29 protein-coding genes are annotated in these 25,699 nt (G+C 63.1%); 13 read left to right on the top strand and 16 right to left on the bottom strand.

All coding sequences use genetic code 11. The features are described from left to right. Positions 1–2: 2 nt before the first annotated feature. The 3 genes from ACFSM5_RS05225 (at position 3) to ACFSM5_RS05215 (ending at position 1,643) form a co-directional block, all read left to right on the top strand. A complete protein-coding gene (locus ACFSM5_RS05225) occupies positions 3–497 on the top strand; it encodes a hypothetical protein (protein WP_379875204.1) in 495 nt (164 codons plus the stop codon). Positions 498–624: 127 nt separating this feature from the next. Then, positions 625–1,158 (top strand): hypothetical protein, encoded by a 534-nt coding sequence (locus tag ACFSM5_RS05220; protein WP_379875203.1) that lies wholly within the window; start codon positions 625–627, stop codon positions 1,156–1,158. Next, complete coding sequence (locus ACFSM5_RS05215; RefSeq protein ID WP_379875202.1) at positions 1,155–1,643, top strand: hypothetical protein; 489 nt, start codon at positions 1,155–1,157, stop codon at positions 1,641–1,643. The genes ACFSM5_RS05220 and ACFSM5_RS05215 overlap by 4 nt, the downstream gene beginning before the upstream one ends. Here the strand turns inward: ACFSM5_RS05215 and ACFSM5_RS05210 are convergent. The 9 genes from ACFSM5_RS05210 to ACFSM5_RS05170 form a co-directional block, all read right to left on the bottom strand. Then, a complete protein-coding gene (locus ACFSM5_RS05210) occupies positions 1,640–1,831 on the bottom strand; it encodes a helix-turn-helix transcriptional regulator (protein ID WP_379875201.1) in 192 nt (63 codons plus the stop codon). The two genes, ACFSM5_RS05215 and ACFSM5_RS05210, sit on opposite strands and share 4 nt — an antisense overlap. 312 nt (positions 1,832–2,143) lie before the next feature. Then, on the bottom strand, positions 2,144–2,632 hold the full coding sequence (locus ACFSM5_RS05205) for a DUF934 domain-containing protein (RefSeq protein ID WP_379875199.1): 489 nt from the start codon (positions 2,630–2,632) through the stop codon (positions 2,144–2,146). Beyond that, entirely contained in the window at positions 2,619–4,280 is a 1,662-nt protein-coding gene (locus tag ACFSM5_RS05200; protein ID WP_379875198.1) for a nitrite/sulfite reductase, read from the bottom strand. The genes ACFSM5_RS05205 and ACFSM5_RS05200 overlap by 14 nt, the downstream gene beginning before the upstream one ends. Positions 4,281–4,334: 54 nt before the next feature. Beyond that, complete coding sequence (locus tag ACFSM5_RS05195; protein ID WP_379875197.1) at positions 4,335–4,655, bottom strand: DUF2849 domain-containing protein; 321 nt, start codon at positions 4,653–4,655, stop codon at positions 4,335–4,337. Between the two features lie 18 nt (positions 4,656–4,673). Further along, a complete protein-coding gene (gene cysG, locus ACFSM5_RS05190) occupies positions 4,674–5,984 on the bottom strand; it encodes a siroheme synthase CysG (RefSeq protein WP_379875196.1) in 1,311 nt (436 codons plus the stop codon). Positions 5,985–6,064: 80 nt separating this feature from the next. Next, positions 6,065–6,739 carry a hypothetical protein gene (locus tag ACFSM5_RS05185; protein ID WP_379875195.1) on the bottom strand — a complete coding sequence of 225 codons (675 nt, stop codon included), beginning with the start codon at positions 6,737–6,739 and terminating at the stop codon, positions 6,065–6,067. Positions 6,740–6,763: 24 nt separating this feature from the next. Further along, a complete protein-coding gene (locus ACFSM5_RS05180) occupies positions 6,764–6,964 on the bottom strand; it encodes a hypothetical protein (RefSeq protein ID WP_379875194.1) in 201 nt (66 codons plus the stop codon). A gap of 543 nt (positions 6,965–7,507) precedes the next feature. After that, entirely contained in the window at positions 7,508–7,732 is a 225-nt protein-coding gene (rpmE, locus tag ACFSM5_RS05175; RefSeq protein WP_379875193.1) for a 50S ribosomal protein L31, read from the bottom strand. 143 nt (positions 7,733–7,875) lie between these two features. Then, complete coding sequence (locus tag ACFSM5_RS05170; RefSeq protein ID WP_379875191.1) at positions 7,876–8,742, bottom strand: LysR substrate-binding domain-containing protein; 867 nt, start codon at positions 8,740–8,742, stop codon at positions 7,876–7,878. Between the two features lie 218 nt (positions 8,743–8,960). Here ACFSM5_RS05170 and ACFSM5_RS05165 point away from each other — a divergent pair, with 218 nt between their 5' ends. Continuing rightward, positions 8,961–9,872, top strand: coding sequence for a DMT family transporter (locus ACFSM5_RS05165; RefSeq protein WP_379875190.1), 912 nt, complete (start codon positions 8,961–8,963; stop codon positions 9,870–9,872). Positions 9,873–10,010: 138 nt separating this feature from the next. Here the strand turns inward: ACFSM5_RS05165 and ACFSM5_RS05160 are convergent, their stop codons facing one another. From ACFSM5_RS05160 to ACFSM5_RS05150, 3 genes are read right to left on the bottom strand one after another with little or no spacing between them, the layout of a single operon-like run. After that, entirely contained in the window at positions 10,011–11,357 is a 1,347-nt protein-coding gene (locus ACFSM5_RS05160; RefSeq protein ID WP_379875189.1) for a copper resistance CopC/CopD family protein, read from the bottom strand. Positions 11,358–11,402: 45 nt separating this feature from the next. Next, positions 11,403–11,909 carry a YcnI family copper-binding membrane protein gene (locus ACFSM5_RS05155; protein WP_379875187.1) on the bottom strand — a complete coding sequence of 169 codons (507 nt, stop codon included), beginning with the start codon at positions 11,907–11,909 and terminating at the stop codon, positions 11,403–11,405. A 43-nt stretch (positions 11,910–11,952) separates the two neighbouring features. Beyond that, the gene (locus tag ACFSM5_RS05150) at positions 11,953–12,336 is read right to left on the bottom strand and encodes a hypothetical protein (RefSeq protein WP_379875186.1); all 384 of its coding nucleotides are present in this window, start codon (positions 12,334–12,336) and stop codon (positions 11,953–11,955) included. Positions 12,337–12,516: 180 nt separating this feature from the next. Between ACFSM5_RS05150 and ACFSM5_RS05145 the strand changes: the two genes are divergently transcribed. After that, the gene (locus ACFSM5_RS05145) at positions 12,517–14,493 is read left to right on the top strand and encodes a methyl-accepting chemotaxis protein (protein WP_379875185.1); all 1,977 of its coding nucleotides are present in this window, start codon (positions 12,517–12,519) and stop codon (positions 14,491–14,493) included. Between the two features lies 1 nt (position 14,494). After that, positions 14,495–14,758: a hypothetical protein gene (locus tag ACFSM5_RS05140; protein ID WP_379875183.1), complete on the top strand. Its 264-nt coding sequence runs from the start codon at positions 14,495–14,497 to the stop codon at positions 14,756–14,758. A 201-nt stretch (positions 14,759–14,959) separates the two neighbouring features. Here ACFSM5_RS05140 and ahpD read toward each other — a convergent pair whose 3' ends face one another. Together ahpD and ACFSM5_RS05130 are read right to left on the bottom strand one after the other, a co-directional pair. Beyond that, positions 14,960–15,505: an alkylhydroperoxidase, AhpD family gene (ahpD, locus tag ACFSM5_RS05135; RefSeq protein ID WP_379875182.1), complete on the bottom strand. Its 546-nt coding sequence runs from the start codon at positions 15,503–15,505 to the stop codon at positions 14,960–14,962. A 385-nt stretch (positions 15,506–15,890) separates the two neighbouring features. Next, the gene (locus tag ACFSM5_RS05130; RefSeq protein WP_379875181.1) at positions 15,891–16,427 is read right to left on the bottom strand and encodes a peroxiredoxin; all 537 of its coding nucleotides are present in this window, start codon (positions 16,425–16,427) and stop codon (positions 15,891–15,893) included. Between the two features lie 266 nt (positions 16,428–16,693). On the opposite strand from ACFSM5_RS05130, the gene uvrB reads away from it, so the two are divergent. From uvrB to ACFSM5_RS05110, 4 genes are all read left to right on the top strand, one after another. Then, positions 16,694–18,868, top strand: coding sequence for an excinuclease ABC subunit UvrB (gene uvrB, locus ACFSM5_RS05125; RefSeq protein WP_379875180.1), 2,175 nt, complete (start codon positions 16,694–16,696; stop codon positions 18,866–18,868). Then, a complete protein-coding gene (locus ACFSM5_RS05120) occupies positions 18,865–19,629 on the top strand; it encodes a substrate-binding periplasmic protein (protein WP_379875179.1) in 765 nt (254 codons plus the stop codon). Before uvrB ends, ACFSM5_RS05120 begins: the two co-directional genes overlap by 4 nt. A gap of 197 nt (positions 19,630–19,826) precedes the next feature. Beyond that, positions 19,827–20,246 carry an OsmC family protein gene (locus ACFSM5_RS05115; RefSeq protein WP_379875178.1) on the top strand — a complete coding sequence of 140 codons (420 nt, stop codon included), beginning with the start codon at positions 19,827–19,829 and terminating at the stop codon, positions 20,244–20,246. Continuing rightward, positions 20,243–21,037, top strand: coding sequence for a hypothetical protein (locus ACFSM5_RS05110; protein WP_379875177.1), 795 nt, complete (start codon positions 20,243–20,245; stop codon positions 21,035–21,037). Before ACFSM5_RS05115 ends, ACFSM5_RS05110 begins: the two co-directional genes overlap by 4 nt. A gap of 9 nt (positions 21,038–21,046) precedes the next feature. Here the strand turns inward: ACFSM5_RS05110 and ACFSM5_RS05105 are convergent, their stop codons facing one another. Further along, positions 21,047–21,442 carry a type II toxin-antitoxin system VapC family toxin gene (locus ACFSM5_RS05105; protein WP_379875176.1) on the bottom strand — a complete coding sequence of 132 codons (396 nt, stop codon included), beginning with the start codon at positions 21,440–21,442 and terminating at the stop codon, positions 21,047–21,049. Next, the gene (locus tag ACFSM5_RS05100; protein WP_379875175.1) at positions 21,439–21,684 is read right to left on the bottom strand and encodes an antitoxin; all 246 of its coding nucleotides are present in this window, start codon (positions 21,682–21,684) and stop codon (positions 21,439–21,441) included. The genes ACFSM5_RS05105 and ACFSM5_RS05100 overlap by 4 nt, the downstream gene beginning before the upstream one ends. A gap of 154 nt (positions 21,685–21,838) precedes the next feature. Here ACFSM5_RS05100 and ACFSM5_RS05095 point away from each other — a divergent pair, with 154 nt between their 5' ends. From ACFSM5_RS05095 to ACFSM5_RS05085, 3 genes are read left to right on the top strand one after another with little or no spacing between them, the layout of a single operon-like run. Further along, a complete protein-coding gene (locus ACFSM5_RS05095) occupies positions 21,839–24,010 on the top strand; it encodes a malate synthase G (RefSeq protein WP_379875174.1) in 2,172 nt (723 codons plus the stop codon). Continuing rightward, positions 24,007–24,438 (top strand): hypothetical protein, encoded by a 432-nt coding sequence (locus ACFSM5_RS05090; protein WP_379875173.1) that lies wholly within the window; start codon positions 24,007–24,009, stop codon positions 24,436–24,438. Before ACFSM5_RS05095 ends, ACFSM5_RS05090 begins: the two co-directional genes overlap by 4 nt. Continuing rightward, positions 24,439–25,569 (top strand): RDD family protein, encoded by a 1,131-nt coding sequence (locus ACFSM5_RS05085; RefSeq protein ID WP_379875172.1) that lies wholly within the window; start codon positions 24,439–24,441, stop codon positions 25,567–25,569. It abuts the gene before it with no gap. The last annotated feature ends 130 nt before the right edge of the window (positions 25,570–25,699 follow it).

Here is a 25,699-nt window from a genome sequence, read left to right as displayed (position 1 = left end):
GCATGGATAAGACCCGCCTCACCGTTTTTCTGGGCGGCTGTCTGTTTGTTGTCGTCTGGCTGCTGGTGATGCGCGAGACAGGACCGAAGACCGGTGTCGCCGACTATTTCGCGCCGGTTTCCATCACGTCAGATATCCCTATAGGCGGTGTGACCTTCACGCGGGCCGATCTCGTCCTCCGCGTCAATATCGACGGCAATCTGAGCGCGGCGCGCCTGCGTGAAGTTGTCAGTGAGTTTGCAGCGTCGGAGGGTTTGAGGCTCGAGGGACCGAACCTGCCGGAGAGGAACCAGAGGGTGATCATCACCGATATCACAGTGAACGAGCACGCCAGCCTCATCGTCGATCAAGCCGAGAGCAACGGCCAAACGAGCCTATGGCTCTTTGTCCGAGACCAGTTCAAGACCGATGTAGCACCCATGCGGCGCCTGTTCGACCGCCTAACCGCCAAAATGCGAGAGGCTTTCCCCGAGCACGCCATTGGCGCAGTAGAGTAAGACTTCCGGGGCGCGCCGCCCCGGACCCGCTTTGCTCCAGTTAATCAAAAACGTTTCGTCACCATTTCTTAAAGTTGCATTATCTGCCCACCCGGCCAAGATGGTTGCATCGAAGTGAGGACACTTGATGCAAGACGTCAGACGCCAACTGCCAGTTTTTGTTGCCGGACTCTGTTGCCTGATGTTTGGAGGGATTTATCTCTCAACGGCCGACAACACTACCCGGATAGGAGTTGCGGACTATTTTTGGGGTGAGGCGGAGGCCAAGTCGCATTTTAATGACTGGTCGTTTTTTACTCTAGCCGCCGGTCCCCAGGATGCTGCCCTGGACAAAATAATCACCTCCTTCATCGCGGAGCACGCTCTTCCCTACAAGCGTGAAGAGGTAACCGGCCCTAAGGGTGGGCATCATATCGTTTTGAGCAGACAGATCTCAGGGGATCTTTCCTTCGTTATCCGTCTGGCCCCCAACTGGGGTGTCGACTTCGGCTTTCAAGGATGGGAAGCAGCTCCCAGCTCTTACCAAGAAGCTCGTCGGGAAGCAGAGCGGTGGTATGCCTTTGTCAACGAGCGCTTTCCTGACCATGCGGTCCGGGAAATCCCGGTCAACACGCAAAAACCTCGCTACAGCCGCCCGGCCAAAGGGGAGAAGAGCCAATGAGAGGCCTCACCATTGCGCTGTCGTTTGCGGTGATACTGACGCAGGGTTTTCCCGTCGTGGCATCGAGTATAGCCCACACTTTCGGGCCACGCTCGCCACTCGTTACTTTTGACCGTTATAGCCATCACCCGATCTATGCGTTCGAGATCAATACGGAGGAGGAGAATTCGAAGGTCGTTGAGGCTTTTGATGCCTTCTTTGCCTCCCGGCAGCTTCGTAGCGAACATAAAAGCAATGACGACCTGATTGACGTCGATATCGACAAGAACACCCGCATCTCGCTGCTGGCCTATATCTACAGCGGCGAACCGGACAAGATCCGCTATTTTGCCAGCATGCGGGTGAAACCCAATCCCGAGCCTTTTTCGGAACCCGCCAAGCAACTGTTGCGGGACCTGCGGCTGCATATGCTGGAGCGTTTCCCCGGTACGCAGAGCAAATACCCGGTCCCCAAGGTTTCGGACTTTGGGGATATCCACCCCTAACCCTCCTGGAAAATATCCTCGATCCGCAGATCGAAGGCCTTCGTGATGGTGAAGGCCAGCGGCAGGCTGGGGTCGTAGCGGCCGGTTTCGATGGCGTTTACCGTCTGGCGGGAGACGCCCAGGATCTCGGCCAGTTTGCCTTGCAACCAGCCGCACGCGGCGCGCAACTCCGGCAGAGTGTTCCTCATGTACTGAAACGCCCCCGTAGGAGATGCCCCGGATAAACCGGGGCATGACGAGGGCTATAGGGACGGCAAGATCTACAGGAACGCGGGGGTCAAGGGGCGCGGCGCCCCTTGCCTTGTGTCTCTTGTGTTGGCCTATCGCTTCGCTGTTTGAGGCGGGACTCTGTATGTTGGCCTATCGCTTCGCTGCTTGAGGCGGGACTCTGTATGTTGGCCTATCGCTTCGCTGCTTGAGGCGGGACTCTGTATGTTGGCCTATCGCTTCGCTGCTTGAGGCCTCTTGCGTGTTGGCCTATCGCTTCGCTGCTTGAGGCCTTAGGCCTTCAGCCGCGCCTTGCGCTGTTCGAAGACCGTGGGTCGCGCGGTGTCGACGGCTTGGTAGAAGACATGGAAGCGCTTGAACACCTCGGACGCAGCCTCGGCGTCGGCTTGTTTCACGAGGTCGAAGCTGTCGATGCCGCAGCGGGCGAGGAAGATCAACTGGTCCTGCAGGATATTGCCGGTCGCGCGGATCTCGCCTTTGTAGCCAAGGCGCTGGCGCAGCAGGCGGGCCTGGGTATAGGCGCGACCGTCGCGGAAGATCGGCCAATGGAGCGCGATCAGGGAGAGGCGCGGCAGCAGCGGTGCCAGCTCGTCCACCGGCTTGGTATTAGGCCAGAGGATGCCGAGCGGGCCTTGGTGGCCATCGGCTTCCGCGATGCGATCGGCGGGCAGGAGCACGGCGGCGTCCGGGGCGAAAGCCTCGCCTTCGGCGGGGCGGACCCAGATATCGTCGACCAGGGCGCCATTCTTAACCAGCGGCATAGACGCGTTCCTTGAAGGGGGCGACGCCGAGGCGTTCGACGGTCGCGATGAAGGGTTCGGCGGCATCCAGGCGCAGGGCGCGGTAGGTTTCGACGATCTGGCCGATCACGTCCGGAACCTTGTCGGCGGTGACGGCGGGGCCGAGCAGTGCGCCAAGCTTGGCTTTCTCGTCCGCGCGGCCGCCGATGGTGATCTGGTAGAATTCGGTGCCGGACTTGTCGACGCCCAGGATGCCGATATGGCCCACGTGGTGATGGGCGCAGGCATTGATGCAGCCGGAGATATTGATGTGCAGCCGCCCGATATCGCCCGCCAGATCGCTGTCGGCAAACCGTTCGGCAATCGCGGTCGCAATCGGGATCGAACGGGCGTTGGCGAGGTCGCAATAGTCGAGGCCGGGGCAGGCGATGATATCGCTGATCAGGCCGATATTCGGGGTGGCAAGACCAAGCTTGGCCAGCGCCTGCCAGAGGATCGGCAGATCGGCCTGCGCCACATGGGGCAGCACGAGGTTCTGTTCGTGGGCCACCCGGATCTCGCCAAAGCTGTAGCGGTCGGCAAGATCAGCCAGGGCATCCATCTGATCGGAGGTGATATCGCCGGGCGGCTGCCCCGGCACCTTCAGCGAGATCTGCACGATGGCGTAACCCGGCTGCTGATGGGCGACGGTGGCATTCTTGTGCCAGCGGCGGAAGGCGGCATCGTCGGCGATGCGGTGCAGCAGGCTGGAGGGTTTTTCCTCGCGCGCGGGATAGTCGGGATAGACGAAGCGGGAGCGGACATCGGCCACGATATCGGGGTCGAGGGTCAGGCGCTCCTCCCCCGCCAGCGCGGCATATTCAGCCTCCACCAGCTCCTGGAACTTCTCCTTACCCGTTTCGGCCACCAGGATCTTGATGCGGGCCTTGTAGATATTGTCGCGGCGACCGGCAGCGTTATAGACGCGCAGGATGGCCTCGAGATAACGGATCAGTTCCTCGGGGGCCAAGAAGTCGCGGATCGAGACGCCGATATAGGGGGTGCGGCCCAGACCGCCACCGACCAGCACTTCGAAGCCAATCTTGCCGTCGCGCTGGTGAATGATCAGGCCGACGTCATGGACCTTCACCGCAGCGCGGTCATGGTCGGAGGCGGCGGTGATGGCGATCTTGAACTTGCGCGGCAGATAGGTGAATTCGGGGTGCAGGGTCGACCATTGGCGTAAGACTTCGGCCCAGATGCGCGGATCGGTCACCTCATGGCGACCAACACCGGCATATTGATCGGTCGTCACATTGCGGATGCAGTTGCCGCTGGTCTGGATGGCATGCAGGCCGGACTTGGCCATATCGGCCAGGACATCGGGCATGTCCGAGAGCTTGATCCAGTTGAACTGGAGATTCTGGCGGGTGGTGAAATGGCCGTAACCGCGGTCGTACTTGCGGCCCACCTCGGCCAGCTTGCGCAACTGGTCGGAGGAGAGCGCGCCATAGGGGATGGCGACCCGCAGCATATAGGCGTGGAGCTGAAGATAGACGCCGTTCATTAGGCGCGTGACCTTGAACTCATCTTCCGTCAGGTCGCCCGCGAGGCGCCGGGTCACCTGATCGCGGAACTCGGCGACACGTTCGTCCACCAGGGCCTGATCGAATTCATCATAGCGGTACATGAGTAGTCCTTTGCGTTGGCCTACCGGGCTTCGCCCTACTTGAGGCCGTGTCCCTTAAGCCGCAGCATCGGCCAGCGTTTCGCCGGGAATGGCGACGCTGGGGCCTTTGGCGCGGATACGCTCGCGCACCGACAGGGTCGCGCCCTCGGGCGAGATGCGGGCGACATAGGGGCCGACGATGCGCCTGTAGTCGGCCTTGGCGGCATCGAGCCAGCCGAGCACCACCTCGGCATCCTCGGAAACGGCAGCGGCGGCGATATCGTCGGACCAGTCGCCCTCGGCCGTGCGATAGGCGGGGCTACCGGCGCCCAGGCGGTTGCCGGTGATGAGGCTGGGCCCGTCGATGCGCAGCTTCTGTTGATGGGGGGAGGCCATTTAGAAAGAACCCTTCGTTCAGACAGCTTGGCGCTGTTCTTGAGTGAAGACATCGGCGCGCTGGACCACGGCGCCGACAATCAGAAGCGATGGCCCCTCGCCCGCCTGCGCAACGAGGCGCGGCAGTTGGTCGAGGCGGCCGATTTCAAAGGAACTGTCCGCCCGGGTCGCGCGAGCAACCACAGCGGCAGGCGTCGCGGGATCGCGGCCGGCTTCGATCAGCCCGCGCGCCACCGCCCCGGCACTCTCGCGGCCCATATAGATGGCGAGCGTGGTCTGCGGGTTGGTGTGCGAAGACCAGTCGATGGCGTCGGCATCGGGGGCGCGATAGGCGGTCAGCAGGGTCAGGGCCGAGGCTTCGCGCCGGAAGGTCAACGGCAGGGCAACTTCGGCTGCCGCGCCCAGGGCAGCGGTGATGCCGGGAATGACTTCGTAGGCGATATTCTCCGCGCGCAGGGCTTCGACTTCCTCCCCCCCGCGACCGAAGATGAAGGGGTCGCCACCCTTCAAGCGCACCACGCGCTGCCCAGCCTTGGCGCGCGCGATCATCAGGGCCTGGATGAAGTCCTGGCCGACACCGGGCTCCCCTGCGCGTTTACCCACGTAGATCCGTTCGGCATCGCGGCGGGCGCGGTCGAGCACGCCTTCACCTACCAGATCGTCATAGAGGATGACATCGGCCTCGCCGAGCGCGCGGGCGGCTTTCAGGGTCAGCAGTTCAGGATCGCCAGGACCGGCGCCGACGATCTGGACGGAACCCTGCGGCGAGGCCCCGGTATCGAGGGCATGGGTCAGGGCGGCAATCGCGTCCGCCTCATGCCCCTGGAGCGCGAGATTGGCAATCGGCCCGTCCAGCACCTCGTCCCAGAAGCGGCGGCGGTCGGAGATATCCGGCAGGCGGGTCTGGGCGGTCTGGCGGAAGCGGCCGATCAACCGGGCCAGCGCGCCCAGACGTTCGGGGATCAGCGCCTCGATCTGGGTGCGGATGCGGCGGGCGAGCACCGGGGCGCTGCCGTCGCTGGCAATGGCGATGGTCACCGGATCACGCTCCACTACCGCCGGGACGCTGAAGTCCGAGAGGTGCGGCTGATCGACGATATTGATCGGCACCCGGATCGCACGGGCGCGCGCGGCCAGAATTTCCGCCGCTTCGCCTTCGGCCACCGCGATGATCAGGGCATAGGGGGACAGATCGACCGGTGCCACCGCCCGGCGATCCACCGACGCCCCTGCCTTTTCCAGCAGGCGCGCCTTATTGTCGGCCAGCGGACCATCGCCCACCAGCAGCGCCGTCCGCCCGCTCAAAGACAGGAACATCGGAAAATACATTACATCACCGTTATATTTCGGAAATAGCATCCGTCCCTTAGATATTCCCATCGCGCGCCTGCTCGTCAATAGGGAATTATCTACGCAACAATTGCGTTATTATTGCCCTGAGACGGGCGCAGCCGGGCCGCTTCATCGGCGGAACTGGCGATCTTGCCGACAAACCCCATGTCACGCGCCAACCCTGCCTCGACTTCAATGGGAAGAGACAGGTCGGCATGGGGGCCGTCGATGACCGGCAGGCGATAACTGCGGGCAGCCTCCACCAGACGGCGGCGCATTTCGATCAGCCGGTCCCAGCGCGGGCGCAGACGCAGCTGGCGCGCCAGCTCGGCCCCGTTGAAATAGACGGCGGAGGTACGGGCAGCAGCGGCCAACAGGCGGTCGGGTGCATTGGCGACGGCTGGACGTTCCACAATCGGCTGCAGGGTCATATCATCGATGCGGGCCAGTTCCAGTTCGGCATCGACCAGGGCCAGTTCGGCAGCCGCCCGGACATGGGGCAGCACCAGGGCGACGGGCCGCACAGAGGCGTGCAGGATGGCTTTCAAATCGTCGGCACCGCGATAGCTGCCGGGCGGATTGATCTTCAGAAACAGCCGCTTGCGTCGGTCGGCATTGGCGGCCAGCAGCGCCAGCGCACGGTCGATGGTCGCATAGCCTTCGATATCGAGGCAGACGGCGTCGACATCCTGGGAGAGCGCCTCGTCAAGCGATGCCTGATCGAGATCGCCCAAGGTGAGAAGGACAAACATGGCTCATCGCCCGACCGAACCCGCTCAGGCCCCGCCAACCGTCGCCACGGTGAAGAGAATCGCCGTGAACAGAATGAACAGGGCCAGGGGCGCGCCGTAAGTCCGAAGCAGGGTCTGATTGTCGGTCATGGTCTGAGTATCCTCGCGAACCGACTGCGCACGCTCGTCGGGCGGCAGATCGGAAAAATAGCCGTAGGTGAAAAGCTCGGTCGGTTCGTGCGGCATGGCGCATCTCCCCTTTGCTGGCGTGAACTGGATCGGCCGGTGGCCGGGCAGCGTCAGAACGTCAGCAACAACAGCGGGCGGGGCATCGGATCGGCATGAGAACCTCGTCTCGTAAAAGGGCCAGATCCACGAATGGGCCATTCGTGGCGCTTTAGCGTTTGGTGACGCGGCGCAAGCTGCAGATCGTCAAAAGCCGCGAGGACTGAACCGGCCGTCCCAGGCCATCCATGGTCACGCACGACCATCGGGTGATTTCACATAATCACCGACAAAACGTGATGTCAATTTATATTACACAACAGATGTTTGGTGTATTTATATATACGTTGAATTATTGTGTTATTTGACAAGGAACTGAAGTCTGAGGATGACGCGTTCATGAGAAAGCGTCCGGAGGAGATCCCGGGATCAAGTCCCGGGATGACGACAAAGACAGGAAAACTAGGAGATCCCGGGATGACGGCAGAAAGCCGGGCAACAAAAAAAGGCGCGAGAAACTCTCGCGCCTTTTCCGTCACCACCGCCCCATGGGAGCGGCAGGATTTACTTGATGCCGAGACCGGCGAAACGCTTGTTGAAGCGCGCCAGCTGGCCACCGAGGTCGAGCATGCGGGCGCTCTGACCGGTCCAGGCCGGATGCGACTTCGGGTCGATGTCGAGGCGCAGCGTGTCGCCTTCCTTACCGTAGGTCGAACGGGTGGTGTAGGTCGAACCATCGGTCATGATGATGTTGATGGTGTGATAGTCCGGATGGATGTCTTTTTTCATCTTGTCGGCGCCCTGTGTTTAACACGACCCACGGGCGGCAAGAGCCCACGTCGGTCTCAATCTCAAATTCCGAAGCCGGGCATATAGCGGATCGCCGGGGCGCATGCAAGGGAAAGAGTCAGTTTTGGGGGCTGGCCGCCCCCTCACGCCGCAGCGGGTTCCGCCATCTCGGTTACAAGATAGCGCGCCAGCAGCCGGGCCGCCTGGGTTGGGCTGGGGCGCATGCGCAGGGCGATCTCTTCCATGGGAAGCGGCGGCAGGCCTTCGGCCTCCCCAATGAAACGCCAACCGGGCGGGACAGAGCCACGTGCAAGGGCGGTCAGGCAGAGGCCGCTTTTCACCACCGCCAGCACCGCCGCGATGGAGGAGCCGGAGAAAGCGATGCGATAGCGCCGCCCGGCCTTGTCCAGGGCCGCCGCGATCAGCGGGCGGAAGAGGCAGCTTTCCTGGAACAGCGCCAGCGGGATCGGATCCATCAGCTCGGGCCGGAAGCCGGGGGCGGCGACCCAGACCAGGGGTTCCTGCTTGATCAGGCGCCCGATGGGATCGCCGCGATGGCGGGTGAGCAGCGCCATATCCAGCTCGCCATTCTCCAGGCGCGGGATCAGTTCCACCGTGGGTGCGCAGCGCACATTGATCTCGATCAGCGGATAATCGGCGGCAAAGCGCGCCAGCAGCGGCGGCAGGATCATCTCCGCATAATCGTCCGGCATGCCCAGATTGACCGCGCCCGAGGTGATGGTGCCCGTGAGGCTGTCCACCGTCTCGTCATGGAGCTGGAGCATGCGGCGGGCGAGGCCCACGATCTGCTCCCCCGCCAAGGTGACGGACACGCCGCGCGGGCTGCGATCCAGCAGTCGGCGGCCGATACTGTCTTCGAGCTTGCGGATCTGCATGGAGATGGCGGATTGGGTGCGGCCCAGCCGCTCCCCCGCCTGGGTGAAGCCGCCGGTTTCCACCACCGTCACCAGGGCGCGGAGCTGATCGAGATCCAAGGTCGGGCGCATCATCACAATTCCTTATGATCGGATGCAGGCAATTCGTTTCCAGAATGATACGGCGGGGCAGATGATGGGGCAAGGACCAATCCAATCTGGCTTGTCATCCCGGACTTGATCCGGGATCTGGCCGCCAGCCGTTGCCCGACACCACCGCCTGAGTCCGGTCGTTCCGGCGGCCGGATCCCGGCGCGGAGGCCGGGATGACAAAACATACCAAGGAGCCTGCCATGGCCGTCCTCACCCCCTGCCTGCCGGAGCCGTCCCAGAAGGCCGATAATGGCGCCCTGACCGCGCTGATCGTCGGGCAACTGGCGGTCGCGGCCTCGCCGATCCTGGTGCGGCTGACCGGGCAGGATCCTATCGACAGTGCCGCCGGGCGTATGTGGATCGCGGTGCCGATTCTGCTGGCCTGGAGCCTGATCGCGCCGACACCGGAGAAATCCCGCTGGAGCCTGAAGGATATCGCGCTGGTGATCCTGGCGGGCGTGGCTTTCGCGCTGGATCTGGCCGGGATGCATGCGGCGATTGCCACCGGGTCGGTCACCAATGCGACCTTCCTGGTCAATCTCGCGCCCGTGCTGATGGTGCTGGCGGCCTGGGGGCTTTTCGGTCAGCGGCCGAGCGGACGGCAGGCAGGCGCCCTGGGGATCGCCTGCCTGGGCGGCGTGGCCCTGTCCTTCGATACCCTGGGACGCGGGGGGGCTGATCCTATGAGCGACGTCTATGGCGTCGGGTCTGCCATCGCCTTTGCCGCCTATATGCTGATCGTGCAGCGGCTGCGCGCCCGCCATGCCAGCGGGCCGGTGATGCTGTGGAGCAGCCTTGCCTGCGCCCTCACCCTCGCCCCGATGGCCTTGGCGGATGGTAAGGGGTTCGAGATGCCCGCCACTCTTGGCGGGCTGGCGGCGCTGATCGCCCTGGGCAGCCTCGTGCATGCTTTTGGCCAGGGGCTGACGGCTGTCGGCTTGGGGCGGTTGAGTGCGGCAGCCGTGGCGCCCTTCCTGCTGCTGCAGCCGGTGGCGACAGCGGTCGCGGTGCCGTTCGTCGTGGGCGAGGCCGTGAGTCTGCCCCAGGCCGTGGGCTGTGGGTTGATCCTGGCGTCGCTGGCGTTGATCCGGCTGAAGGGGCGGCGGGGCTAATGGAAAGGGGGCTCGTCACCCCGGACCTGATGCGGGATCTTGTGTGGCCGAACTCCGTTCGGCTTTCGACGCGGTCTGTCTACGCGAGATCCCGCATCAAGTGCGGGATGACGAGATTTAGGGGGACAAGTTTGCTGGTTAAGGTTCCACCCCGAGCGTCACCCGCGTGAAGTCATCCACCAGGATCGTCGCCTGGAGGGGCTTGCGGCCCGGCGGTAGCTGGCCGAAGTCGGCGAGCCAATTGCCTTCCGGCTGGAGTTTTGCCGGGCGGGACAGGCCGTCGAGAACCAGCGTTACTTCCTTGACCGTCGCGACCTCGCCCTTTTCCTCATCGATCAGCAGCAGGCTGAAGCTGCCGTCCGGACTGAACTCTCCTTCCCCATGAAATCCGCCGCCATGCAGATGGTAATAGGCGATCTGGGGTGGAGGCTTGCGTGGCGGGGTGGCCTGGGCGACGGCACCGGCCAGGACGGCGGCCATCACCAGACCCAGCTCGATCCGCAGGCTGGTTCGCAAAAATCGGGATTTCAGCGGCACCAGACGCCAGCGGTTGAAAGCGGCCAGCAGAGTCAAAATCACCATCACGGCGATCTTGCCGATCATCAGTCCGGCGTAGGGCGTGCTGATACTGTCAGGACCACCGGTAATCGCCAGGGCAAAGCCGAGGCCTGCCAAGGGGATGACCGGCACCAGCCAGAGGGCAAAATCCCCAAATTCCGCTGCCATGACCGGATGGCGCACCAGCACGATCAGCCCGGCCAGCCAGAAGCCCGTGAAGGCCACATGGAGCGGCGGCATCAACATGGCCCAGCCCGCAATCGCCGCATGACCGTCGAGCCCGAGGCCCAGGGCGGTCAGGGCCGCGCCGACATAGGCCACAGGACGGCGCAGGCGCAACAGCAGCAAACCGGCCGCCGCCACTCCGGCCTGCCACATGGCCTCGCCAATGCGGAAATCGCCCCGCACGAAGGTTGATAGGGCCAGGGCGAAAAGCGCCGCTTCCGCCGCGCGCCGACGCCAGGTGGGGTCGAGGTTGGGAGGCAGCAGCGCACCGCCCAGGGCTGCCAGACCCAGGGGCAGGATGATCGCCATGGCCAGCGCCGAGCGCCATTCCGGCACCACGCTGGTATTTCCCGCCGCCGAGACGCTGGCGCCGATGCCAAACGCACTGGCATTGATGATGGTGTGACCGTCAGCGGAAATCACTTTCCAGCGCAGCAGATAGGGTCCCTGGGGCAGGTCCTTGGGCAGCGGTTGGCTGACGTTTGCCCCCTTCCCCACGGCGGGAAGCACGGAAATGGCCGTGCCGTCCGGCCCGATCAGGGTGAAGACTTCGGGCGAGACAGGCTCGTTGAACGTCAGGGCGATCTCGGCAGGTACTTCGGCCACCCGCGCGCCATCGCCGGGCGTGATGGAGATCAGCACCGCATGGGCTGCTGCGTCGAAGGAGACGAAGAGCCCGAGGAGGAACAATAGTATCCGCATAATCTTGCCAGGAGGGACGTTGCCGCCCCTCCTGTCCCAAGCTGGTTACGGCTTCGGGGTCAGCACCACGAAGGGTGCCGGTTCCTTGAGATCGCCCGACTTCTGGCCGGCGGCCGGGATCTCGATCCAGCGATGGGCGCCGCCCGCGCATTCCTGCACGATGGGCCAATAGATCGTCCCGGCGGCATCAGGCAGTTTCCCGCGGATGACGAACTCGTCGTAATGCTCGTCCAGCAGCTTGCCGGTCCAGGTCACCTCCGTCACGCCTTCGGTGATCTGGCCGCCGTGGCCGTCCGAAACCGGGGTCTTGAGCGGCCCCTTGGCGATAGTCAGGTCCCAGCCTGCCTTGGGCATCGGCTTGACGGAGGTCACGCCGTCGGGAATGCGCACCCGGATCTTCAGACTCGGCTCGCCCGCACAGCCATGGCCGACGCGGACGACCGCCTTATAATAGGAACCGGCCGTCGCCTGGGTGGTCTCCAGAGTGGCATGGGCGAAAGCAAAGGCGGGAATAAGGGCAGCCACGGCGGCGCCCAGCAGGATGGTCTTCATTCTCGGAGAATCCTCAAAAATAGGGTCGTCAGGTCTGATGCGGTCAGGCCTGCGATGGAGGATCTCGCGGTGAATAGGGAGGACGGGTCGCGACCGTGACCGGCGGGGGCGCTGCCCGCTCCCAGGCCAGCAGGGAAAAACCGAAGCGGATCGGCCGGATGACCAGTGACGGCGGCGTACCATCGATCAGGCGCGCCGTGCAGCAGAGCTGGCAGTCATGGGCGGCGAGGCCGGGGGCGTGATCATCGCCCGCATCGGTCGGAAGGCAGAGGACATTGGCACCAAACAGGGCGATCAGAGCCGCGCGCTCGCCTGCCGAGGCATCGGCCTTGGCGGCGGCCAGCGGCGCCAGCAGGCCCGAGACAAGCGCCAGCATCGCCAGAAGGCGCCCCAACGTCCGCAGTCCCTTATGCCGCAAGCGGTTCATGTCCTAGACCTAGCCGGAACAAGGCTGCGGGGCAAGTGTGCGAAACAGGCATCGTTCTGCCAGCTTTTGCCTAGAAAATGCGCAGGCGCGACGTAATGCCATCCTGCATTTTTTGCCGGTTGCACATGGCTTCGCTTCCTGCCTGTATGGTCGCATACATTGCTTCCAAGGGCTTCCACCATGCGCATCACCATCCGGGCACGATTGACCATCGTCCTCGCGGCTCTCGTCGGGCTGATTCTTGCTACCAATATCGCTTCCTGGACGGCGATGACCCGGCAACATGATGCGATCAGATTCCTGGCCGAAGATCAGATCGAGCCGCTGCGCCATCTGAAAATCATCTCCGACGCCTATGCGGTCTTTGTCGTCGATGCCTCGCACAAGACCCGCAACGGTAACTGGACCTGGGAAGAAGGGCTGAAGTCCCTGCGCAAGGCCCAGGCCGATATCGCCGCCGCCCGTGCCGCCTATACCAAGGCCGTGGGCGATCTGACCGATCATGCCAAAAACGAACGCGACATGGCGGCCAAGACCGCCCAGTTGGAAGTCAACGTCAAGCTGTCGGTCGAAAAAGTGATCGGCATCATGGAGCGCAAGGACAAGGCGGCGCTCGACGACTATGTCGTCAAGGAAATGTACCCGACCATCGATCCGCTGACTGACGCGATCTCGGGCAATATCGACGCCATCACCCAGAATTCCCTGGGGCTTTATGCCGATGAATCAGCGGCCTTCGACCGCACGATCTGGATCAGCGGCGGGTTGACGGTGCTGGGGCTGCTGGTGTCGCTCTGGACCTGGCTATCGGTCGTCTATCAGATCAGCAACCCGCTGACCCGCCTGACCCGCGCCATGGAAAATATCGCGGGCGGCAATTGGCAGACCGAGGTTCCCGCCCACAGCCGCGCCGACGAGATCGGCGCCATGCGTGCCGCCCTTCAGATCCTGAAAACCAGCGGCGCCGAAGCAGAAGAGTTGCGCAATCGCCAGGAGGCGGATCGCAAGGCCGCCGAGGAACTGAAACGCCGCACCCTGTCGGACATGGCCGAACGTATCGAATCCGAAACCCGCCGCGCGGTGGATCAGGTCGCGACCCGCACCAACGCCATGACCGACAATGCCGACCAGATGGCCGGCAGCGCCGACAAGGTGCAGGCCAATTCCGCCGAAGTTGCAGGCGCCGCCGAACAGGCTTTGTCCAACGCCCAGACCGTGGCCGCCGCCACGGACGAACTGTCGGCATCGATCCGCGAGATCACCAGCCAGGTCAATCACGCCAGTGCCATCTCGCGTCAGGCGGTGACCCGCGGCGAGGAAGCCCAGGAGACCATCGCCTCGCTGTCGTCGGCGGTTGCCCGCATCGGCGAGGTGGCCGACCTCATCAAGGGGATCGCCGCCCAGACCAACCTGCTGGCGCTGAATGCCACCATCGAAGCCGCCCGCGCCGGCGATGCGGGCAAGGGCTTTGCCGTGGTGGCGGGCGAGGTGAAGAACCTCGCCAATCAGACCGCCAATTCGACCGAGGAAATCACCCGCCAGATTTCCGAGATCGAAGCGACGACCCGCGAGGCCGTATCGGCGGTGAAAGCCATCGATAATACGATCCGCGATATGGATCAGACCTCCACCGCCATTGCGGCGGCGATGGAGGAGCAGACGGCAGCGACGGGCGAAATCGCCCGCAACGTGACCCAGACCGCCGCCGCCGCCCAGGAGGTCGCCCAGCGTATCGCCCAGGTGTCGAGCGAAGCCTCGGTCACCGGCAAGCGCGCCGACAGCATGCGGGAGACCGCAGGCGAGGTGAAACTCAGCATCGACGAGTTGCGCTCGGTCCTGGTGCGGGTCGTCCGCACGGCCACCGACGATGTGGACCGCCGCAAGAGCCGCCGCCAGGACGTCAATATCCCCTGCACCGTCACCGTGCGCGGCAAGAGCTTCGAAAGCCGGATCGTTGATCTGTCCGAAGAGGGCATCGGGCTGGCCGATCCGCAGTCGGTCCGGACTGGCGATGAGGTCTCGATCAAAGTCCGCACCCTACCGCAGCCACTGGTGGGCCGGGTCAATGAAGCCAGCGATACCAAGGCCGGATTGATCGTGGCGGGCGATAAGGCCACCCGCGACGCCATCGACCTGCTGCTGCGCAACGCCGCCTGAGATGCTGCGCTTCGCCCCCTCGCTGATCATCGCGATCCTGGCCGTTTCGGCCGGGTATCTCGGCTGGCGGGGGGTGCTGGTGCTGAACCAGGGTTACAACTGGGCGGAGATGGATTGGGACGGCGACGGCAGCACCAGCCTGCTGGAGGTCCTGGAAGCCAGCGACATCGGCGCGCGCGACGTGTCGCTGGGGACCCGGGAGTGCCGGGAGTATTTCGCCTATAAAAACGGGCAGCCGGTCCGGGTCGACTGCGAGGTGGACTAAGGGATGAGGCTCATTCCCCTGTCATCCCGACCTTGAGCCGGGATCTGGCCACTGCTTAGACCAATCTCAGGCGATTACGCCTTGCAACCACCTTCGGACGGATCCCGGCTCAAGGCCGGGATGACAAGGTGTTATCAGGGTCAAACGAACAAAACCCCCGCTGTCACCAGCGGGGGTTTTGCTTGCGCTGCTTGAGGCGGGTTATGCCGCAGGCGTATCGCCTAGGGCTTCGGCGCCTTCCAACGTCGCGGCGACGGCGTGGATGACCGAGGCGATCTTGACGACGGCCTGAACCTGCTCCTTGGTCGCGCCCTTCTGATAGACCTCGTGCTCGTGGCTTTCGATGCAGCGGCCGCAGCCGTTGATCGCCGACACGGCCAGCGAGATCAGCTCGAAGGTCAGCGGGTCGGTGCCATGGTTGGCAATGCCGTTCATGCGCAGACCGGCGCGCATCGTCGCGAAATCGGGCGTCGAGGAGAGATGCACAAAGCGATAATAGATATTGTTCATCGCCATCAGCGAGGCGGCGGTCTTGGCGGCAGCCGTTTCAGTCGCGTCCAGATGGGCGGCGGCTTCGGCGCCGATAGCCTTGATCACCGTGGCGTTGCGGCTGGCAAGCGCACAGGCCAGGGCTGTGCCCCAGGTCTGCTTGGCGCTCAGCATCGGCTGCGAGAGCACGGCACCGATGTTCAGCTTGGTATCCTTGGCATAATCCGGCATGGCCGACTTCAGTTGCTCGATCGACATGGGATGGGTCCTTTTTTACGTTCGCCTACCGGCCTTCGGCCTACTTGAGGCGGAGTCGATAAAGAGAAACCGTCATCCCGGTGCTCGACACCGGGATCTCCTCCGGGACCGTGTCCAGGGAGTCCTCAATAAGGGTGGATATGCCCCCGGAGGAGATCCCGGGATCAAGTCCCGGGATGACGAGGTCTTCAGGAGAGGCCGTCTTGGGAACTGTCCGGCCGCTGCTGCACAGGAGTCGGACAGTTCCCAAGGTCGGGGACCGCCACCGTGGCGGCAGTCCCCTCGCCTCAGGTAGAAACCTTGGTCGCACTCCGCGCGATTTTTGTGGCCCTATTCGGGCCCGCTCAAGCGCCGCGCGGGCTTGACCCTTTCGTTGCCGAAAGGGTTAGGCAACCAGGGTGTTCTCGCCCTTCTGCCAGTTGCAGGGGCAAAGTTCGTCGGTCTGCAGGGCGTCGAGGATACGCAGGGCTTCCTGCGGGTTGCGGCCGACCGAGAGGTCATTGACCTGCACGTGACGGATGATGCCTTCCGGATCGACGATGAAGGTGGCGCGCAGGGCAACGCCGGCGTTCTTGTCGAGGATGCCGAGTTCGGTCGACAGTTCACGCTTCTCGTCGGCCAGCCACGGGAAGGTCAGCGGGTTCAGGTCGGCGTGATGGGTGCGCCAGGCGGCATGCACGAAATCGGTGTCGGTCGAAGCGCCGATCAGGACGGCATCGCGGTCCTTGAAGTCGCCTTCGAGCGAGCCGTAACCGACAATTTCGGTCGGGCAGACGAAGGTGAAATCCTTCGGCCAGAAGAACACGACCAGCCACTTGCCCTTGTAGGACTCGTTCGTCACCGAAGCGAAGTGCTTGTTGTGGTCCGGGCCGGTCACGGCGGTCAGATTGAAAGCCGGGAACTTATCGCCAACGGTCAACATAGCTTGAATACTCCTGAGGTTGGTAGAAGCCCGAAACGGCCCGCAAGCCGCCTTCGGGGAGAGAAAAACGACTGAATTAGAATCGATCTAATTCGCGCTTCTGGATATCGCACGGGGTAAATTCCCCGTCAAGCATGTTTTGAATCGTTCTTAAAAGCGACAAGTATGACAGGGCTGGTAGACCGGTCGGGTCGCGAGTGATATTCTCCGAATGTTCTACCTAGAGAGCCCTTGAGTCAACCGTCGAGCCAGTCCATTTAGCCCGTATGTCGATCCCCGTTCTAGACCATCCGCTTGCCGGTATTCGCGCGCTGCGGGCCGAGTATGATTGGCCGACCGAAGGCGAACCGCTGAAAGTCGTTTCCGATTATACGCCCGCCGGTGATCAGCCGACGGCGATAGCGGAGCTTATCAAAGGGCTGCAGGACCAGGAGCGCGATCAGGTTCTGCTGGGCGTCACCGGATCCGGCAAGACCTTCACCGCCGCCCATGTGATCGAGGCGATGCAGCGTCCGACCCTGGTGCTGGCGCCGAACAAGACGCTGGCTGCCCAGCTTTATGGGGAGATGAAAAGCTTCTTCCCGAACAATTCGGTCGAATATTTCGTCTCCTATTACGACTATTACCAGCCCGAAGCCTATGTCGCGCGCACCGACACCTATATCGAGAAGGAAAGCTCGATCAACGAGCAGATCGACCGGATGCGCCATTCGGCTACCCGGGCCCTGCTGGAGCGGCGCGATGTCATCATCGTCGCCTCGGTCTCCTGCATCTATGGTATCGGGTCGGTCGAAACCTACAGCCGGATGACGATCACCTTGCAGGCGGGCCAGCGGGTGGACCGGCAGACGCTGCTGAAGCAGTTCGTCGATCTGCAGTACAAGCGCAATGACGCCGGATTTGCCCGCGGCACCTTCCGCGCCAAGGGCGATGTGGTCGAGATTTTCCCCGCCCATTACGAGGACCGCGCCTGGCGCCTGTCCTTCTTCGATGACGAGCTGGAGGCGATCACCGAGGTCGATCCGCTGACCGGCGAGAAATCGGCCGATCTCAAAGAGATCAAGATCTACGCCAATAGCCACCATGTCACGCCGCGCCCGACGCTGACCCAGGCAATCAAGCAGATCAAGATCGAGCTGAAACAGCGGCTTCAGGCGTTGAACGACGAAGGCAAGCTGCTGGAAGCCCAGCGCCTGGAGCAGCGCACGACCTTCGATCTGGAGATGCTGGAAACCACCGGCATGTGCGCAGGCATCGAGAATTATTCCCGCTATCTGTCGGGGCGCAATCCAGGCGAGCCCCCGCCCACCCTGTTCGAATATCTGCCGCCCGACGCGCTGCTGATCATCGACGAAAGCCATGTGACCGTGCCGCAGATCGGCGCGATGTACAAAGGCGACTTTGCGCGTAAATCGACCCTGGCAAGCTATGGTTTCCGCCTGCCCTCCTGCATGGACAATCGGCCATTGAAGTTCGAGGAATGGGAGCAGATGCGCCCGGAAACGATCTTTGTGTCCGCCACGCCCGGCAATTGGGAGCTGGAGCGCACGGGCGGTGTCTTTGCCGAACAGGTGGTGCGCCCGACCGGCCTGATCGACCCGACCTGCATCGTGCGCCCCACGGAAAATCAGGTCGATGATCTGATCGCCGAATGCAAGGCCGAAGCCGCCAAGGGCTATCGTGTGCTGGTCACGGTGCTGACCAAGAAGATGGCCGAGGCGCTGACGGAATATCTGCACGAAGCCGGTGTACGCGTGCGCTACATCCATTCAGACGTGGAAACGCTGGAGCGTATCGAGATCATCCGCGATCTGCGCCTGGGTGCCTATGACGTGCTGATCGGGATCAACCTGCTGCGCGAAGGCCTCGATATCCCGGAATGTTCGACGGTCGCGATCCTGGACGCCGATAAGGAGGGCTATCTGCGCTCCAAGACCGCCCTGGTGCAGACCATCGGCCGCGCCGCGCGTAACATCGAAGGCCGGGCGCTGCTCTATGCCGACCGCATCACCGATAGCCTCGAGTATGCCATCGGCGAGACCAACCGCCGCCGCGAGAAGCAGCAGGCCTATAACGCCGCTAATGGCATCACCCCGGAATCGGTGAAGAAGTCGATTTCCGACGTGCTGGCCAGCGTCTATGAGCGCGGCGACCGGGTGACCATCGACACGGGCGACGAGGCCAATCCGCATCTGGTCGGCAAGGACATCAAGACCTATATCGCCGACCTGGAAAAGCGCATGCGCGCCGCCGCCGCCGATCTGGAGTTCGAAACCGCCGCCCGGCTGCGCGACGAATTGCGCCGCCTGGAGCAGCAGGAACTGGGCATCGCGACCGAGCGTCCGCATTCCAATGCCACCTCGCGCGGGCCGGTGCGGGCGATCAATGCCCCCGGCGGTGCCAAGGCTCCCAAAGGACGCGGAGGACGCCGGTCACGATGAGGCGTCTGCTGTCCCTGCTCTTCGGCCTTACTCTCTGCCTGCCTGCCGCCGCTGGTCCGCGCGAGGTCCGGGTCGGCTTGGCCCTGCCGCCGGAGATTGTCACCAGTTACGGACAGCCCGTGGCGGCGGCCTTCCTGGATGTGATGGGTCCGCTGCTGGTGGAGGCCATGGGCCTGATCCCCAGTGTCGAAACCATGTCGCGCGGGCGTATGCTGCACGAGCTGAAACAGGGGACGCTCGACGTCGGTTTCCCGGTGGAAAATGCCGAGGAGCGCAAGGAGTGGATCATTCATTCCTCGCCGCTCGCTATCGAACAGCTGGTGCTGGTGGTGCCTATCGATCAGGGGTTCGAGGTGACGCTGGACAGCCTGCGGTCCCGGATCCTCGGCGGACGGCTGGCGACCTCCTATCCCGAGCTGGATTTCCGCCCCGACGTGCGGATAGAACGGTTCGACAGCCTGCATACCGGCCTGCGCCTGATGAATGCCAAGCGGATCGATGCGCTGATCGTGGAAAGCCAGAGCCTGCTGCCCGCGCTGCTGAAACAGACCAATTTCGGGCGCACCCAGGTACTGCCCGTGGCCATCGGCAATGCGGATCTGGCCGTCGCCTTCGGGCGCCACCGCTTCAGCGAACGCGATATCTGGCGCTTCAATCAAGCGCTGACCCGGTTGATGGACAAACCCGCCTATGAGTTCATGCTGAACCACTATGGCCTCAGCATGCTGGATCAGCGGCGACCACTGATGAAGCTGCAGTAGGGGGTTTTGTGTTGGCCTACCGCAGTTCGCGCTGCTTGAGGCCGGGTTTCCTAAAAACCGTCATCCCGGGACTTGATCCCGGGATCTCCTCCGAGAGCATTTCCACGCTGCCTCGGCTATAGTTTGGCCCTCTCCCGGAGGAGATCCCGGTGTCGAGCACCGGGATGACGGGCATTATTTTTGTAAGGCTTCCCCCCATGGTCTCCTTCAACGTCAAGACCCGCAGCATCGGCGCGACGGCGCAGCTTGGCCCGACGGGCGAGCCGACGCTGGTCAGCGATACCGGCGGCAGTGCGCCCATCGCCACTTCCGTCTCGGGCGCGGGCTTCAATCCGATGGACCTGATGTTCGGCGCGCTCGCCACCTGTCTGGTGCTGTCCGCCCGCATCGCCGCCAAGAAACTGGGCTGGTGGGAGCGGATCGAGGATATCCGCGTCCATGTGACCGGCACCAAGGCCGAGAGTTATCCCTCACGCATCGAGACATTCCAGATCCGCTTCGAGATCGACGGCGGTTTGAGCGATCCTGAACGCCACCAGCTGATCGAAGAAGCCGAGGCGATCTGCACCGTCAGCAATACGATGAAGACACCGCCGGGGTTTGAGGTCGTCGAGTGAGGGCGGTTTTCCGGCCAACGCGTCGAAACCGAAACATCGGCACTGCGCGGCAAGGTCATGGACAGAATAACCGGCTCACCATTCCCGAGCGCTGGCAGACCAGCAATTGGAGCACTGAGCTCAGCGGTTGCCAGCAGATCACCCACACCCTGAGCGGGCGAGCAATTCATTTCTTCATCGAGCCGCTTCGCCCTGGCTTCCAGCATGCCTGTACCATCGCGGATGTCTGCGTAATCCTGGGGCTGTTGCCTGCCGAGGACTGGGAAGGGCTGAACAATGTCATCTTCCGGCAGCCGACCCGGAAACAAACCATCTTGACCCCGACCTGGGGGCAATTGCGCTATGACGCCACCATCAGCCTGACCTATGGCACGGAACTGGCCGAAGGGCCTACCGTGATTTTCCAAGCTACCCAGGGGCGCACCACCCTCAAATGGGGCAAGTCGCTTGGTCCCGAGGCCTCCCTGGAGCTTCAGCGTCTCGAAGAAGACGGCCATCGCGTCGAACGGACGGCCCGCTTCACTCTCATCCACACCACAGTTGCCAGTGTACGAGCGACACAACTCTATCGCACCCTGCCGCACGAAATCGGTCACTGGGTCGATTATCAGCAGAAGGTCCTGCGGCCTGAAGCGGAACCAGGCGGGAATTTTTTCGACCTGCAGGATCTCTATTTCGCGCGCCCGCAGTCCGAACGCGAGGCCTTCGCCCATCGCTACGCCGATGCCAAGCGGGCACAGCTAATGGCAGCCAAAGCCATCCCCTTTGAGCGGGACGAGCAAGCCGACTAACGTAGCCTTTCACCCCCCTTGCCACTCCTCGGCCATCAGACCTGGGACGCGCTGGAATTCGCGCAGATTGCGGGTGATCAGAACCAGCCCCCGAGCCAAAGCTTGCCCGGCGATGAGAACATCGTAAGGCCCGATCGGCGTCCCTTCGCTTCCCAGAACCGCCCGGATACGCCCCGAAGCCTGGGCATCTTCGGAGTCGAAGGGCAGCACTTCAAATTGCAGAGCAGCGACACGGGCGAGGTTTTCCGTCACCCGCTGCGACTTATAGGCCCCGTAAAAAAGCTCGTGTTCGACAATGGCAGACAGAAAGAAATCCTGGGGACGCCGGGCTCGCAGGCGCGTCAAAAAAGCCGGATCGCCCTTCATCAAAGCGATCACAGCGTTGGTGTCGAGCAGGTAGCTCATTCAAAGATGTCGTCGAGACCGGGGCGGCGCTGCGGCTCGGGCTGATCTGCCGCCGCATCGGCAAAGTCGGCATCGACCGGCCCTGTCACCGCGTCGAGCCAAGCCCAATCCTGCGCGATAGGCTCCAGAATCAGTGCGTTGCCATGGCGGCGGATACGCACCTCATCTGTATTGAAGCGATATTCCTTGGGCAGCCGGACTGCCTGGGATCGCCCACTCCAGAAAACCTTGGCCGTTTCCATCGAACCCTCCGATATATACCAAATGAATATATCACTTGCCTCGCAATTCGTCACGCCATCCTTGAGACGCCCCTCTCTCCTCGGCTAGGCTAGCCGCTCGTTGGCTGGGCCGCCCCTCACGCCGCCTATAAGAACTGACTCGAGGAGACCCCCGATGACGCAGCCGATCCAGATCGGTTCCTTGGAAATTGCCAAGGTTCTCTATGATTTCATCAACGACGAGGCACTGCCCGGCACCGGGATCGAGGCGGGCAAGCTGTGGGCGTCGCTGGAAAAGATCCTGGCTGAACTGGCCCCGGTGAATGCGGCGCTGCTGGAAAAGCGCGACGCGATCCAGGCCAAGATCGATGCATGGCATATCGCCCGCAAGGGGCAGCTGTGGGACCCGGTTGCCTATAAGGCGTTCCTGAGCGAGATCGGCTATCTGCTGCCTGAAGGCCCGGATTTCAGCGTCGAGACCGAGAATACCGATCCCGAGATCGCCACCACCGCCGGGCCGCAGCTGGTGGTGCCGGTGATGAATGCGCGTTATGCCCTGAATGCTGCCAACGCGCGCTGGGGCAGCCTTTATGACGCGCTCTATGGCACCGATGCGATTTCCGAAGAGGATGGCGCGACCCGCAGCGGCGGCTTCAATCCCGTGCGCGGCGCCAAGGTCGTAGCCTTTGCCCGCGACTTCCTGGACCGGGCCGTGCCGCTGATCGGCGGCAACCATCGCGAAGCTACCGGCTATGCGGTCGAGAACGGCAAGCTGGTCGTCAAGCAGACGGGCGGGCAGACCGTCACCCTGGCCGACCCCAACGGCCTTGCCGGCTATCAGGGCGAGCCGACGGATCCGACGCTGGTTCTGCTGGTCCATAACGGCCTGCATATCGAGATCCATATCGACCGCAGCCATGCCATCGGCAAAGACGATCCGGCAGGCGTGAGCGACGTGGTGCTGGAAGCTGCGCTGACCACCATCCAGGACTGCGAAGACAGCGTCGCCGCCGTCGATGGCGAGGAGAAGGTGGCCGTCTATCGCAACTGGCTGGGCCTGATGAAAGGTTCGCTCGAGGCGACTTTCCCCAAGGGCAAAGGCACGGTCACCCGGCGCCTCAATGAGGACCGCAGCTACACCGGCCCACGCGGCGGCGAAATCACCCTGCCCGGCCGCAGTCTGATGCTGGTGCGCAACGTCGGCCACCTGATGACCATCGGCATGGTGAAGATCAACGGTCGCAATGCGCCCGAGGGCATCCTTGATGGTTTGTTCACCAGCCTGATCGCGATGCATGACCTGCAGGCCCGCCGCAACAGCCGTGCCGGTTCGGTCTATATCGTGAAGCCGAAGATGCATGGGCCGGAGGAAGTCGCCTTCGCCGACACCCTCTTCGCCCGGGTCGAGGATGCGCTGGGCCTTGCCCGCAATACCCTGAAAATGGGGATCATGGACGAGGAGCGCCGCACGACGGTGAACCTCAAGGAATGCATCCGCGCCGCGCGCAACCGCGTGGTCTTCATCAATACCGGCTTCCTGGACCGCACCGGCGACGAGATCCATACCTCGATGGAAGCGGGCCCGGTCATCCGCAAGGGTGAGATCAAATCCGCGCGCTGGCTGGTGGATTACGAGCAGTGGAACGTCGATATCGGTCTTGCCTGCGGCCTGCAAGGGCGCGCCCAGATCGGCAAGGGCATGTGGGCCATGCCTGATCTGATGGCGGCCATGCTGGCCCAGAAGATCGCCCATCCGCAGGCGGGCGCCAATACGGCCTGGGTGCCCTCCCCCACCGCCGCCACCCTGCACGCGACGCACTATCATCTGGTCGATGTCGCCGCGATCCAGGAGACCTATAAGACCCGCACGCGGGCCAGCCTGGATAACATCCTGACGCCGCCTCTCGCCGATGGGATCAACGGGCCCGGCCCGGCCGGCTGGTCTGCGGAGATCGTGCAGCAGGAGCTGGACAATAACGCGCAAGGCATCCTGGGCTATGTGGTGCGCTGGATCGACGCCGGGGTCGGCTGCTCCAAGGTGCCGGATATCAACAATGTCGGGCTGATGGAAGACCGCGCCACCTTACGCATCTCCAGCCAGCATATCGCCAACTGGCTGCACCATGGGGTGTGCACGCAGGCGCAGGTGACCGAGACCATGAAGCGGATGGCCGCCATCGTCGACAAGCAGAATGCGGGCGATGCGAGTTATAAGCCGATGGCGCCTGCTTTCGACGGGGTCGCTTTCGCCGCCGCCATGGATCTGGCGCTGAAGGGCAAGGAGCAGCCTAACGGCTATACCGAACCGCTGCTGCATCAGCGCCGGATCGAGGCGAAGGCGGGATGACGGACTTCCCGGCGGGGCGCCGCAAACTGCTTTTGGCGGAGATCGGAGAATCCGACAGCAATCTATTGCGTGTCGTAGTGACCGATATGCAACCGTCTGAAGAAGTATCGAATAGCCCCGTCGGCCCTGCCAGACGCCTACTACCGGATCCGAGTTCAAGCGTCGAACTTATCTGGGAAAGCTACATCGCCTACGCCGTTCGAAATGAGAGCTTCTTCCAGGCAGAGGAGGGCGAACTACAGTACGGAAGCAATCTGCATGTGCGGGAGAGTTCGGCTTTCCTGGATTATGTCGCGAAAACCACCACTGCAAGCCCGACGTTCCCCGGCCCATTTCAGCATTGGGCCCTCTATACTCTTAACCACTGCCTAGATGTAGTCAGCTGCGAACAGCCCCGTATCCGCCGCATCGACGGAGCGACCAGTTAGATGCAATACGGCGGCCCCTGGTATGTCCCGGTTGGTGAGAACCGCTGGGAACCTTACGACTCGATCGCCATCGAGCGGATGCTGAGCTTTGGCGCCATCACCCTTAAAACGCCGCTCTGGCGCGAGGGGATGGACGGGGCGGCTCCGCTCGAGACCTTCGACGAACTGCTCGACAATATGCGCGGCGACCATCGGCTGGGGCTGGTCGATGTGGTCGCCACGACCTATGCCGGGGCATGGCGACGGTTCTTTGCACGCTTGATCGATCTGGCACTGGTGTTGATACCGGCGCTGTTCCTGATCGCGAGTTTCACCGACTTCTTCGACCGCGGGGTCAGTGCACGCCTCACCACCACCAGCGTCCTGCTGACCCTGCTGGCTGTACTGCTGGAAGTGCCGGTCCTGGCCTGGAGCGGCTCGACGCCCGGTAAATGGTTGATGGGGGTCAAGCTGCGTCGGCAGAATGGCAGCCGAATCGACTTTCGGGGGCTGGTGCGTCGCAACCTGCGGCTCTGGTATTATGGCCTTGGGGCGGGCATCCCGATCGCGATGCCCTTCACCCTCTGGTTCAGCCGCGAGCGGGGCAATGCCGGGGAGTTGGTGCGCTGGGACGAGGAGACGCTGCATCGCACCCGGCGGGCGCCCGACCTGCTGGACCGGCTGGCGGATCGTTTCAACATCGGCTGGAGCCGTAGCGGCGCCGGATGGATTAATCCGATCACCCGGCAGGTCGCAACCTTGCAACCCAGCTGGCGCGTCCTGCCCGAACAGACGATGCCGGACAAGACCTTCTATGTCTTCGGCGCCCAGGAAGCGGTGGTGATCTTCGCACGCGACGTCATCCCCCTGATCGACCTGGATCTCTATGCCGATATCGTCCGCACCCGCATGACGACCAGCTTCCAGGGGCAGACGGAGATCACCCGCGACGACGGCAGCAGGCGGGTAGAACTCCTCGCCAGGGACCGCATGAGCGACACGGACTTCGATATCACCAACCGCATCTGGCATGCCCAGGGGGATGAGTACTGGCGCCTCGTGATCTATCGCCCGATGGGCAAGGTGCGGGCGGGGCAGCAGGCCCTGAAGGTCGCCGATGCCCTGGAGGCGACCGTTACCCCGCGCCCCTAAAAAAAGCCCCCGGAAGATCGCTCCTCCAGGGGTTAGTCGTCTCAGGGGAATGAGAAGAGTTTTTACGTTTTAGTCCCTCGCCGGGCGGTCACTTCGTGACCCAATAGCGCTCCTGGGGCCGCGGCCTCAA

The organism is Lacibacterium aquatile, from assembly GCF_042683105.1.
Lineage (GTDB): Bacteria > Pseudomonadota > Alphaproteobacteria > Elsterales > Elsteraceae > Lacibacterium > Lacibacterium aquatile.
Note: the sequence above shows the minus strand (reverse complement) of the source record. Positions and strands in the feature narration are given on the sequence as shown.